The organism is Labilibaculum filiforme (assembly GCF_002843315.1).
Lineage (GTDB): Bacteria > Bacteroidota > Bacteroidia > Bacteroidales > Marinifilaceae > Labilibaculum > Labilibaculum filiforme.
In genome coordinates this window covers 171,905-185,290 of sequence record NZ_MVDD01000004.1, presented here as the reverse complement: position 1 = coordinate 185,290, position 13,386 = coordinate 171,905, and the positions used below count along the sequence as shown (strand labels likewise).

Annotated in this window: 10 protein-coding genes; 6 read left to right on the top strand and 4 right to left on the bottom strand. The window is 36.7% G+C overall.

All coding sequences use genetic code 11. The features are described from left to right. Positions 1-152: 152 nt before the first annotated feature. The 3 genes from BZG02_RS07570 to BZG02_RS07560 all read left to right on the top strand — a co-directional run bounded on the left by BZG02_RS07570 (position 153) and on the right by BZG02_RS07560 (position 5,573). The gene (locus BZG02_RS07570; RefSeq protein WP_101260814.1) at positions 153-1,517 is read left to right on the top strand and encodes an MATE family efflux transporter; all 1,365 of its coding nucleotides are present in this window, start codon (positions 153-155) and stop codon (positions 1,515-1,517) included. A 150-nt stretch (positions 1,518-1,667) separates the two neighbouring features. Beyond that, entirely contained in the window at positions 1,668-4,313 is a 2,646-nt protein-coding gene (locus tag BZG02_RS07565) for a T9SS type A sorting domain-containing protein (RefSeq protein WP_101260813.1), read from the top strand. A 132-nt stretch (positions 4,314-4,445) separates the two neighbouring features. After that, complete coding sequence (locus tag BZG02_RS07560) at positions 4,446-5,573, top strand: lactonase family protein (protein ID WP_101260812.1); 1,128 nt, start codon at positions 4,446-4,448, stop codon at positions 5,571-5,573. A 10-nt stretch (positions 5,574-5,583) separates the two neighbouring features. Here BZG02_RS07560 and BZG02_RS07555 read toward each other — a convergent pair whose 3' ends face one another. The 4 genes from BZG02_RS07555 to BZG02_RS07540 all read right to left on the bottom strand — a co-directional run bounded on the left by BZG02_RS07555 (position 5,584) and on the right by BZG02_RS07540 (position 8,326). Continuing rightward, positions 5,584-5,892, bottom strand: a complete 309-nt coding sequence (locus tag BZG02_RS07555) for an ASCH domain-containing protein (protein ID WP_101260811.1) — start codon at positions 5,890-5,892, stop codon at positions 5,584-5,586. A gap of 24 nt (positions 5,893-5,916) precedes the next feature. Continuing rightward, positions 5,917-6,348 carry an NUDIX hydrolase gene (locus BZG02_RS07550; RefSeq protein ID WP_101260810.1) on the bottom strand — a complete coding sequence of 144 codons (432 nt, stop codon included), beginning with the start codon at positions 6,346-6,348 and terminating at the stop codon, positions 5,917-5,919. 94 nt (positions 6,349-6,442) lie between these two features. Then, entirely contained in the window at positions 6,443-6,868 is a 426-nt protein-coding gene (locus BZG02_RS07545) for a VOC family protein (protein WP_101260809.1), read from the bottom strand. A 15-nt stretch (positions 6,869-6,883) separates the two neighbouring features. Further along, complete coding sequence (locus BZG02_RS07540; protein ID WP_101260808.1) at positions 6,884-8,326, bottom strand: SDR family oxidoreductase; 1,443 nt, start codon at positions 8,324-8,326, stop codon at positions 6,884-6,886. 498 nt (positions 8,327-8,824) lie between these two features. Between BZG02_RS07540 and BZG02_RS07535 the strand changes: the two genes are divergently transcribed. The 3 genes from BZG02_RS07535 (at position 8,825) to xylE (ending at position 13,346) form a co-directional block, all read left to right on the top strand. Then, on the top strand, positions 8,825-10,306 hold the full coding sequence (locus BZG02_RS07535) for a xylulokinase (protein ID WP_101260807.1): 1,482 nt from the start codon (positions 8,825-8,827) through the stop codon (positions 10,304-10,306). 45 nt (positions 10,307-10,351) lie between these two features. Continuing rightward, on the top strand, positions 10,352-11,677 hold the full coding sequence (xylA, locus tag BZG02_RS07530) for a xylose isomerase (protein ID WP_101260806.1): 1,326 nt from the start codon (positions 10,352-10,354) through the stop codon (positions 11,675-11,677). A 61-nt stretch (positions 11,678-11,738) separates the two neighbouring features. After that, on the top strand, positions 11,739-13,346 hold the full coding sequence (gene xylE / locus BZG02_RS07525; protein ID WP_101260805.1) for a D-xylose transporter XylE: 1,608 nt from the start codon (positions 11,739-11,741) through the stop codon (positions 13,344-13,346). Positions 13,347-13,386 lie beyond the last annotated feature (40 nt).

The window sequence follows — 13,386 nt, the reverse complement described above, 5'->3', positions numbered from 1 at the left end:
TTGTGTTGAATTATTTTTTTGTAATTAATGATGGTAGATATTTAGTTCCTCGCTCATGAATAGTTAGCGATTAAAGACTTTTATACTTTTTTAATAAAAGAATTTAGAATGGTGCAGTCATTAATTGATACCTTTGCGCCACAAGAAAATTTATGGATAAGAATAGTAGAAACGTTCAGGAGTTAGAGAGTGCAAGTATCAGAAGCTTGCTTTGGAAGTATTTCTTACCCGCTTTTACCGGTGTAGTTATTAATTCATTGTACAATGTAGTCGATCGAATTTTTATTGGTCAAGGGGTTGGTGCAATTGCATTGTCGGGACTTAGTGCCGTGTTTCCTATCATGCTAATTATGATGGCATTTGGTATGCTTATTGGGATAGGAGCAGGCGTTAGGATTTCAATTAACCTGGGAAAGAAAGATTTAGGTAGGGCCGAATGGGTATTGGGAAATTCATTTGTACTCATGATTATTGTTTCGATAATTATTACGCTAATTGGCTTTTTAATAAAGGATCCTTTATTGCGGATGTTTGGTGTGGCTGATGACACCATGTTTGTTGCCAACGAATATTTAAATATTATTCTCTACGGATCTATTTTTAGTGTTGTAGGTTTTTCTTTAAATAATTTAATTCGTTCCGAAGGAAACGCCAAAATAGCGATGTATTCTATGCTAATAAGTGCAGGAACCAACATCGTTCTCGATCCAATCTTCATTTTTGTTTTGGATATGGGGGTAGCTGGAGCAGCTTATGCAACTATTATATCACAATTTATTTTATGTGTTTGGGTAATCAGACATTTCCGAAGCGAAAAATCGGTAATTAAACTTCGGTCGGTAAATTTTAAATTAAACAAAGAAATTGTTTTTTACATTTTAACGATTGGTTTTGCCCCTTTTTCTATGCAACTGGCAGGAAGTTTTGTTCAAGCATTATTTAATGTTCAATTGGTACAATATAGTAACGATATTGCTATTGCGGCTATGGGAGTAATTAATTCGGTTGCCATGCTGATTGTAATGACGGTTGTAGCCTTAAATATGGCGGCGCAGCCAATATTTGGATTTAATTATGGTGCACAAAACTACGCCAGAGTTAAAGAATGTTTGATTGTATGTTTGAAGGTGGCTACAGGAATCACAATTGTGGGTTTTTTGGGGGTGCAACTGTTTCCCGGACTAATTGTAAAAGCTTTTAATAACTCTAATGCAGAGCTCTTGGAAGTGGGAACCTACGGTTTAAGAATTATATTAATGGCATTACCTGTGGTTGGTTTTCAGGTGATTGTGGGAAATTATTTTCAATCTATCGGAAAGGCAGGAATTTCGGCAATGCTTACATTAATGCGTCAGGTAATTTTGCTAATTCCAATACTTTTTATTCTTCCTACTTTTATGGGTTTGAATGGTGTTTGGCTTGCTAGTCCAATATCTGACGTTGGTTCGGCAATTGTGGCAGGTGCTTTTCTAATAAGAGAATTACGGAAGTTAAATCGGAAAATTGCACTTCAGTAAAAAAAATAATCGCATTAAGTATATTTGCGATAAGTTTATGTTAAGAAATAGAGACTTATTTAATTCTAAATTAGTTGGTAAGGTATATTTTTAGAATTTAATTCCTAGTTTTTTTCGTAATTTGATGCTTGTAATAAATCGTCGAAATCAATGAAAGGCTTTAAACTATTTGTATTAATTCTGTTTTTTATTCAATCCTTTTCTCAGGCATATTCGCAGGTAAATGCGAACCGACCAAGAATAGAGTTGGGGCAGGAGCGTTTCGATTGGTTGAAATCAAACATCTCGGGTGGCGATAGTGGCAGTACTTACATCACATTTATAAACAGTTACAACAATAGTTGGATTACAAATTCCAATCATTATTTAGCAGGTTCTAATTCTGCTCAATGGACCTACGATTGGAACGATGACGATTCCTTTATGCTAGCTAAAATGACTGCATTTTTAGTGCAGTTAGGAACAGATAATTTGGCAAAGGCAAGAAGTGAATTTATTATCGAAAATTACATTAGATATCTCGATGGAATAGATTTTGCTAACTATTCGGGAGACACACAAGAGAATTTGCTTCGTAAAAACTGTGAGTATGGAGCTATTCTTCTCGATTGGACTTATAATGATATTCCTGTATCGCTTCGACAAAGATTAGCGAGTTCTTTTTATCGGGTATTGGAGTATTTTATGAACAATTATGTGCTGACATCCTCTGGGAATAGTTATGTAAGTAGCCACAACATAAATAATTGTATCATGACGATGCGTGCAGCAATTGCACTTTATCAAGCCGATGGACTTTCATCTTCGCAATTGTCTCAAGTTAACTCTTGGTATCAAACCTTGCTTGGGAAGTGGGAAAATGGTATTCTTCCTGCTTTTTCTCACTTTCGTGATGACGATGGCGGTTGGAATTGGGGAGCAGCCTACGGAAAGATAAATTTACCCATTCAGTATCAGTTTTTCGATGATATGAAATTTGGAACCGATCGGGATTATTATAAAAGTCAAGCTTGGATAAAAGAGTCAATCAATCAATATTGGTATTATTTTCGTCCCGATAATCATTGTATTCATTTGGGCGATGCTATTGTGAAATTAGATCAGGCCGATCGCGTAATGTATCGTCATGCGGCAGAGTTTACTGATGCACGCAGTCAATATTTAGTGCAGGTTTACAATCAATCGCAATATTTAAACAACACAATTTTGGTTTTTATTAAGCTACTCTATAAAGATTTTACCGCAGCTTACGTGCCACATCCTCAACCACCGCTTAGTTGGTGGTCCGATAAAGCTGGTTTGTCGGTAAGCCGTACTTCTTGGAACGAAGATGCTAGCATGCTTTGGTTTTACAATGCTCCGGCAAAACGTGCCGATCATGAGCATCGGGATAACAATACCTTTACAATTATAAAGGATCAACCATTGCTTGTGGATGCAGGTTTTTACGATTCTTATGGTACCTCTCATTATAACAATTATTATACACGAACCATAGCACACAATTCTATTTGTGTTTACGATGGAACAGAATCTTATCGGAATTTGGGGAAAAATGTTTCCAACGATGGCGGACAGATTGAGTCCAATCGTTTAGAGAATTTAGAGGATGTTTTCGCGCCTCAGCACCAAAGGGGAAAATGGATTCGTTATGTTTCTGGTAAGGATTATTCCTATCAGGTGGCCGATGCGGCAGCTTCCTATGCAACTAATAAACTGGATCGGTTCGAACGTCGTTTGCTTTTTCACAAACCCGATCGGATTATTGTTCTGGATCATGTTCATTTGCTGAATACAAGTTCGAAAGTGCGAAAAGCCAAATATATCAACCACTTTGTAAACCGGCCGGAAATCAGCGGAAGCGTTACAAGCACACAGGTTGCCAATAATATTATTACCTACAATGGAACCGACTATAAAACCACAAATGGGAGAGGTAGTCTGGCTATTCGAACACTTTTGCCCGAGCAAAGTAAAACTACATTAATTGGAGGTAGTGGTTACGAATATTGGGTAGATGGAACTAACTATCCGCCAGGACGAGGCGTTATTTTGGAAAATGAGCATCCAGGATTTTGGCGCATAGAAGTAGAACCAATTGCAGTAAAGGAAAATACTGTTTTTTTGCATACCATTAAAATTGGCGACAGCAGTAATCCCGCAGGAGCGGGCGGTAAGTTATTTTCGAATGAAGGTACAATTGGTGTCGATTGGGAAGATCACCTATATCTTTTTGATGCGCAGGGAGATACAGCCTCTGTGGCTTATTCTGTCAACGAACTTCCGGGCAATAGAAGCATTACTGTTTTTGCGGTTGATCTAAAAAGCAACAGTTCTTTTGGGGTATTTGTAGACGAGGTTTTGGAGCAAACAGGAGATTCTAATTCAGAGGGAATTTTAGAATTAAAAGTTAATCTCTCAGAGGGAAATCATCGATTAGTAGTAAAGGATAGTCTAGATGAAGATCCCGACCCTGATAATCCCGACCCTGATAATCCCAATCCAGACAATCGAGATCCGGATAATCCAGCCCCGGAAAATCCTGAGGAAGAAAGTTTAGGAGCCGTACAAGTATTTCCAAATCCGAATAATGGGGAGTTTTCAATTCATATAGAGAACGACGAAGTGATTCAGTTTGAGGTAAGTGTTTACGATTCCAATGGTCGAATGCTATCGCAACATCAAGAGTCGGGTAACCGAACCGTTATGGATTTAAGTGGTTTAACTGCAGGCTTCTATTTTTTAGTTATTCGTTATATGGAAAAAACTGTAAAAAAGAAGATAATAATAATGTAGATAATATTATTCTTGTCGCGAATAAGTTTATAACACAGTATGTAAAAGACTACAAAAATACCACTAGCTTTCTTTTCGCCTTCGCAAATTACGATATTTCCTTATCTTTAAACTTCTCAAAAAAAACGAACCATGTTTCAACGAAATATCATTTTATTTGCCTCACTTTTGTTTGTTGCAAGCTGTCAAAACTCAAATTTTAAAACTACCGAGAAGCAAAATGCCTACTCCTTTTATTTGGGAACTTATACCGATGGTGAATCCGAGGGAATTTATAAACTTACCATGGATACTGCCGGACATATAGAAATGCTTGGATTGGCAGCTACTACCAATAATCCTTCTTTTTTGGCGTTTGCCAACCATCAGCAAACGCTTTTGGCCGTTAACGAAATTCGTTTAGATAATGATATGGGAACTGTTGAATCGTATCAAATTAACGATTCATTGAAGTTAATTAGTCGCAAAGCCAGTGGGGGAGCGCATCCCTGTTTTGTTACTGCGAATAATGCTGGTGAAGTGCTTACAGCGAATTATTCAGGAGGTAATATTGGGTATTTGCAGGTAAAGAAAAATGGAGAATTATCTGATTTGTTAGCGGTACAACAACATAAGGGTTCAGGAAGCGTAGTAAATCGTCAAGATCGACCACATGCCCATAGCGTATGGTTTCAGCCGAATTCAAATAATATTATTGCTGTCGATTTGGGAACGAACGAATTGTGGATTTCCAGTATCGATATGGCAAGTAATAAATTTAAACCTGCCCAACAGGCAAAAGTTTCTCTTGCCCATGGAGCCGGACCAAGGCATTTGGCTTTTCATCCGAATGGGAACTTTTTTTATGTGATTAACGAGCTTGACAATACCATAACTACATTTTCAATTTCGAGTAGTAAGGAAATAAAGTTAGTAGCGAATGTCAGCACTTTGCCCGCCAATTTCGAGGGAGTAAGTAATACTGCCGATTTACATATTTCTAATGATGGAAAATTTTTGTATGGTTCGAACCGAGGACATAACAGTATCGTTATTTATGAAGTTCAGAAAGATGGCGCTTTGAAATTAGTTGGGCATCAGCCTACTCGTGGCGATCATCCTCGTAATTTTAGCTTGTCGCCCGACGATAAATTTCTACTGGTTGCAAACAAAAACACCAATAATATTGTATGTTTCGAAAGAAATAGCTCAACAGGTTTACTCACTTTCGTGGATGAAGTAAAAGCATCCAGTCCGGTTTGTATTCTTTTCGAAAAGTAAAATCGCCTTACTATTTTATAGTTTGAAATTCAATCAGCATTAATAAATCAGATTTCTTGAGTTCTGGATAAAAGCCGATCAATACCGTCCAAAGGTCGTTTTTAGACGTAAAACCATCCTTTTGAACTTCCTTTAGGCTCATATCATCAAAACTTTTGTGTTTCACTTTCGTGATATCAATAGAAATTGAACTTTTTTCATTAAAAATAGCTTCGCCATTCCCTAAGCTTGGAATTAATTCATGAACACGAGCGGTTTGGGTTTTATTACCTTTAAGTATTGGAATGTAAAAATCATCGTGAAAATGGATTTGACTCATGCTTTTTTCTTTTGAAATAGAATTTTAAATTGTTTTTAAATAGTTGCAAACTTTCTCAAATACCAAATTTTGAATTTCAGGATAGGTTAGAAATTTAGGCAATCGGTAGAAAAATTTTACTTCCGCAATTTCAGATACAGGTAGTTTTCCCAATTGTGTTATGTCGGCAAAAAAAATCCTGCCATATCTTGTTTCTCCCTTCCAATCGCACGAATAATCATAAAGGGTACGTAAACTAAATTGAGAAGCGCCTGTTTCTTCATACAATTCTCTGCGTGCCGCATTCAGTGCAGTTTCGCCTTTTTCGATATGACCGGCAGGCATTTCCCAGCTTTCTCGTAAGCGATGGCGTACAAATACCCATTTGTCTTGATATTGTGAACAGATAATGGAATATTTTAACTTTTCACCGGGAATAGTGAATGGATCTAAAAAATTAACAATGGCTTGATTCATGATAATTTATAAGATAATAGATTTGTATTGTTTTACTAAAAATGATCAAAAACAAAGAAAGTGATGTTTTTGATCATTCAATACTATTTTTATATTATTCTGAAGTTGATTTTCCCCTGTACATGTCACCAAATGGTCCATCGATAGGTTCCCAGAGTTCTACTTTATTGCCTTCTGGGTCGAGTATCCATCCAAATTTTCCATATTCAAATTCCTGCATTTCACCTACAATTTCAACACCTTCTTCTTTTAGAACCTTCAAGAGTTCTACCAAATTTTCCACTCGATAATTAAACATGAAATCTTTTTTCGAGGGCTCGAAATATTCTGTTTTATCTTCGAAAGGACTCCAAATTGTATAGGCTGTTTCTTCAGGTTTACTTGTTTTCTGCCATTCAAACATGCCACCATATTCATCAGGACACTGTATGCCTAAATGTTTGTTATACCATTCTCTGCTTGCTTTTGGGTCTTTCGATTTAAAGAAGATTCCCCCAATTCCAGTTACTCGTTTCTTCATATTGATCACCTGTTATTATTTTTTATACTTAATAATCCCCTTCGCCATTCCTTTAAAGATAAATATATGGAAGGGATAACTCAAAATCCAATACAATCTTCCCATGATTCCTTTCGGACGAAAGGTGGCTTTTTGTGAAAGGTAGTTTTCACCCTTCTTTTTCACCAATGAAAATTCGAGCCAAGCCTCGCCTGGTAGTAGCATTTCGGCATACAAAAGCAGGCGACCATTTTCTTTGTCGGCAAGTAATACGCGCCAAAAATCGAGCGAATCGCCCATTACTATTTCAGTTGGATGTCTGCGTCCTCTGTTCAAACCTACACCGCCAAAAAGTTTATCTAACAGCCCACGTAAATGCCAAAGCCAATTGCCGTAATACCAACCTCGGTCGCCGCCCAAAGCCCAAATATTCTCAATTATTTGTTCTGGATTATTTGTAAATTTATAGCGCTTATTATCGGTGTAACACCCAAAATCAGGTGGTTCTACATACTTCATTTTTTCGTTGGGAAGAATACCGCTGCTCAAAGCATCTGTCCACGAAGAAATTACCATTTGTTGCTTAATTCTACCTGTTGCCAGTTCAATTGCCTCTTTGTAAGGCATGAGTCTTATGCCTAAGGTAGAAGCAAGATTATTCGGACGACAAATTACTTCAATTTTCATGCTGTCAACTAAATTTAAGGCCAAATTATAGGAGGTAGAAGTGATGAAATACAACCAGTACGACGATAGTCGGGGGGTCATAATAGGAAGTGTGGCAATGATTCTTGGTAGCTTTCTAACTTCGGCATATTGCTGTAGCATTTCTTTATAACTTAACACCTCGGGACCGCCAATGTCAAAAGTTTGATTGTGGCATTCTTGGCGATCGATTACTCCAGTTAAAAAGCTGATAACGTTTCGAATAGCTATGGGCTGACATTTTGTGAGTAACCATTTTGGTGCGACCATAATGGCAAGTTTTTCAACCAAATCTCTAATGATTTCGAAAGATGCACTTCCCGAGCCTACAATAATTCCAGCTCTTAGAATTGTATGATAACTACTGCTTGTTTTTAGAATTTCTTCTACTTGTTTTCTTGAATCTAAATGTTTTGATAAAATTTCAACATTGGAAATTCCGCTCAAATAAATAATTTGTCGATTTTGTGTTTTATCAAGGTATTCTACAAAGTTTCGAGCACATTTTTTTTCCAAATCCTCGAACCCTTTCGTATTATGAAGCATGGAATGAATCAGGTAATAGCTCACATCAATATCAACAGGTAGTACCGATAAAGACGCTAAATTTAGTAAATCGGCTTCGAATACTTCCAAATTTGGGTGGTCAACTTCCTTGGCTTGGAAACGATCTTTATTTCGAACGCAGCAAACAACTCGGTGTCCTTGCTCCAAAAGAATTGGGAGTAATCGTTTACCTATATAACCGTTGGCACCTGTAAGTAGTATTTTCATAGATGTTTATTTGTAGAAAACTAAATTCAAATGGTAAATAGTTGCTCCCATAATTACAACTAGTTCATTCAGATATTTTATTTGTCAATCGAGTTCCTCTTTTAAAAGATAACAAACGACGCTATGGAATTGTTGTTCGTGATTGATTTTTATTTAAAAGGAACGTAAACATTAAGTAAGAGCTTAATTTACTAAATAATAAGTTTAGTTTTTAGTAATTAGTTTTAAAAATACAATGAAGTGGGGGTGAAACGCCAGATTGCTGTGGATAGGAATTTGGATTTTTGAGTTTGGAACCGATAAATATAATTCGCTTTAACAAGGTATAAAGGTTTTTAAACTTACAAATGAATTTATAGTTCTGTTTTATTGTATTGTCAAACAGTTGTTTAGGTAAAAAACGTTTCGCTTTTGTAAAAGAATTTTTTTTTATCGAAAAACATTTCTAAATTTGCCTCAGAACAGAACAGGGCAGAACGGATTAAAAAAGCTTATAAAATGTATTTATTAGGATTAGATATAGGAAGTTCATCGGTTAAAGCATCCCTATTGGATGCCGAGAGTAGTAAGTGTTTAGCTACCGACTTTTTTCCAAAAAAGGAGATGCAAATTACAGCACACCAAATAGGTTGGGCAGAGCAGGATCCGGAAATGTGGTGGGATTATTTAAAGCAAGCCATTAAAAGCGTAATGCAAACTGCGAAGGTGAATAAGGCTATGGTAAAAGCCATTGGTATTTCCTATCAGATGCATGGTTTGGTTTGTGTTGATAAAGATTTGAAGCCAGTTCGTTCTTCCATTATTTGGTGTGATAGCAGAGCCGTTGAAATTGGCGATAAGGCTTTTGCCAGTATTGGAAAAGATAAATGTCTTTCGCATTTACTAAATTCTCCTGGAAACTTCACAGCTAGTAAATTGGCTTGGGTAAAAGAGAATGAACCTGAAACATTTGCGAAAATTCACAAAATAATGTTACCCGGAGATTTTATTGCCATGCAATTAACCGGAGAAATCTGTACTACTGTTTCAGGTTTGTCGGAAGGAATTTTCTGGGATTTCAAAAATAATTCAGTTTCGAAAGATGTACTGGATGCCTACGGTTTATCAGCAGATGTATTGCCGCGAATTGTAGATACTTTCTCAAATCAAGGACAAGTACTTCCCGAAATTGCAAAAGAATTAGGATTTTCGAGTCAAGCAGTAGTTTCATACCGTGCCGGTGATCAGCCAAATAATGCATTGTCTTTAAATGTGTTGAAGCCAGGAGAAGTAGCAACAACTGCGGGAACTTCGGGAGTGGTTTATGGTGTTAGTGATGAAGTGAAATTTGATCCTTACTCAAGAGTAAATTCATTTGCTCATGTAAACCATACCGCAGAAAATAACCGTTTGGGAATTTTGCTTTGCATTAATGGAACCGGAATTATGAATTCATGGTTGAACCATAATGTAGCAAAAGGTTTGTCTTATGCAGAGATGAACGAAAAGGCGATGGAAATTCCTGCTGGATCGGATGGAATTACTATTCTGCCTTTTGGTAATGGAGCAGAACGTGTTTTGAAGAATCGTGAAATTGGAGCTCAAATTTCAAATTTGAACTTGAATCGACATACTGATGCTCATATTTACAGAGCAGCACAAGAAGGAATTGCTTTTTCATTCTTTTATGGAATGGAAATAATGAAAGAAATTGGCGTACAGCCAAATGTAATTCGTGCCGGACATGCAAATATGTTTTTGAGTCCCTTGTTTAGAGAAACTCTAGCGACAGTATCGGGTGCAACTATTGAATTGTACGATACCGATGGTTCGTTGGGAGCAGCAAGAGGAGCAGGATTTGGTGCAGGCATTTATTCTTCATTGGAAGAAGCATTCGCAGGATTGGAGAAAATCAATACAATCAAGCCTGAGGAAAAACTTCGTGAAGAAATGTTGAAGGCATATGATCGCTGGAACAAAGAATTGCATAAGAATTTATAGAAGATAGCTAATAAACAGATTGATAATTTAATAAGAAAGAACATCATGACTATTCTAAAAGGAGACAAAGAGTATTTTCCTGGAATTGGTAAGATTGCTTACGAAGGACCAGAATCAAAAAATCCTATGGCATATAAGTGGTACGATGAGAACCGCGTTGTTGCAGGTAAAACTATGAAAGATCACTTGCGCTTTGCAGTGGCTTACTGGCATACTTTCTGTGGAGACGGTGGAGATCCATTCGGACCAGGAACTCAAAAATTTCCTTGGGGAAATCAAGCTGATGCAATTAGTGCATCTAAATCTAAAATGGATGCAGCTTTCGAATTCATTACAAAATTAGGTGTACCATTCTATTGTTTTCACGATACTGATGTTGTTGGAGATGGTTCTGTTTTCGAGATTGAGAAGAGAATGTCGGTAATGGTTGACTATGCAAAGCAAAAGCAAGCAGAATCAGGAGTTAAATTATTGTGGGGAACAGCGAATGTATTTTCGAATGCTCGTTACATGAATGGTGCTTCTACCAATCCTGATTTTAGTGTTGTTGCTAATGCTGGTACTCAGGTAAAAAATGCATTGGATGCGACTATCGCTTTGGGTGGTACTGGTTATGTTTTTTGGGGTGGTCGTGAAGGTTACATGTCTCTTTTCAATACCGATATGAAACAAGAATTGGATCATATGGCACAATTCTTAACCATGGCTCGTGATTATGGTCGTAAGAATGGTTTCGAAGGAACTTTCTTGATTGAGCCTAAGCCAATGGAACCAATGAAGCATCAGTACGATTTCGATACAGCAACCGTAATGGGTTTCTTAAACAAATATGGTTTGGCTGACGATTTCAAAATGAATATTGAAGTAAACCACGCTACTTTAGCTGGTCACACATTTGAGCACGAATTGCAAACAGCTGTTGACAACAACATGTTGGGAAGTATCGATGCTAACAAAGGTGATTACCAAAATGGATGGGATACTGATGAATTCCCAACAAGCATTTACGAAACTGTTGCAGCCATGTTGCCAATTCTAGAGAATGGTGGATTTACTCATGGGGGTATCAATTTCGATGCGAAAACTCGTCGTAACTCTACTGATTTAGAAGATATTTTTGTATCGCATATTGGTGGAATGGATGTATTTGCACGTGCATTGGTTATTGCTGATAAAATCAGAACAGATTCTCCATACTTGCAAATGAAGAAAGATCGTTACTCTTCTTTCGAATCAGGAAATGGAAAAGCATTTGCTAATGGCGACCTTAGTCTTGAAGATCTTAGAAAGATTGCTCAAGAAGTTGGCGAACCAAAGCAACTAAGTGGAAAACAAGAAATGTTAGAGCAGTTAATTAACTGGTATATTTAAAATAACTATTTTTAAACTCCCGTAAAATAATTTGCGGGAGTTTACTTCTAATTCCAAACCCATGACTCAGACCCAAACTCAGGGGAGTAAATCGTTCATACTAAGCATTACTTTGGTGGCTACACTAGGAGGATTGCTATTTGGTTACGATACTGCCGTAATTAATGGAGCTATTGAAGCTTTAAAAGTATTTTTTGTTACCCCATTACAAACTGATAATGCCCTTGCATTACAAGTTTTAGGAGAATATAAAATTATTATTTCTCTATGTTTTATTGTTGTTTCTTTGTTGGTTTCCAGTTTCATGTTTCGCATGTATGGAAAAACAAAAGGAATGATTTATAGTGCTTTAGTTATAATTATAGGTGCTGTAATTTGGTATACTCAATTTTGGGTATCCGTAAACGAAATTTCTGAAAACACCTTAAACTCGATTAATGGTTTTACCATCTCAAGTGCCATTATTGGTTGTATTATTGGTGGATCAATCGGAGGATACGTTAGTCAGAATATTGGTAGAAAGCGTGGTTTAGTTTTAGCTGCAGTTCTATTTACAATTTCGGCTTTAGGTTCTGCAATGCCCGAAATACTTAATTTTTTCGGCGCAAGTACAATTAGCTCATTTATTTTTTATCGAATTATTGGTGGTATTGGAGTAGGAATAGCATCTATGCTTTCTCCGATGTATATCGCCGAAATTGCACCTGCAAATATTCGCGGTAAATTGGTTTCTGGAAACCAGTTTGCAATCGTTTTTGGAATGTTGATAGTGTATTTTGTTAATTATTTTATTGCCTTAAGTGGTGATGATAATTGGTTGAATGAAATTGGATGGCGATATATGTTTGCATCCGAAATAATACCAGCACTATTCTTTTTAGTGATGTTGTATTTTGTTCCTGAAACACCTCGTTATTTAATCATGAAATCGCGTGAAGAGGAAGCAGAAGGATTGCTGAATAAGATAGTTGGAACTAGCAAAGCTCCACAATTAATGATTGATATTAAGGAGTCATTAAAAGAAAAGAATGCTCCATGGTTAACTTTTGGAGGCTTAATTATATTAATAGGAGTTCTGTTGTCTGTATTCCAGCAATTTGTCGGAATTAATGCGGTATTGTATTATGCATCCGAAATTTTTAGAAACATGGGCAACGATACAGATACTTCTCTTCTTCAAACCATTTTGGTTGGGGCAATAAACCTGATTTTTACCGTGCTTGCGATTTTTACAGTAGACAAATTTGGTCGTAAACCATTGATGATTATTGGTGGTGTAGGTATGGGAGTTTGTATGTTCGCACTAGGTGCTGCATTTTATTTCAATCAGTTAGGTTTGGTTGCTTTATTTGCGATGTTAGGATACGTTGCTTTTTTTGCCATGTCATGGGGACCAGTTACTTGGGTATTGCTTTCGGAAATTTTCCCGAACTCAATTCGTAGCGCCATGTCTTTGGCGGTTGCAGCTCAGTGGATTGCAAATATGATGGTTTCATGGACTTTTCCAATGATGAATGATAATTCGTGGTTAACCGCTCAGTTCAATCATGGTTTTTCGTATTGGATTTATGGATTGATGGGAATTCTGTCGGCAATATTTGTATGGAAAATTGTACCAGAAACCAAAGGAAGAAGCTTGGAAGACATGCAAAAATTATGGAAAAAATAAATAGTTAGTAAAAAGTACATGTTATATCCATTATCGCTAA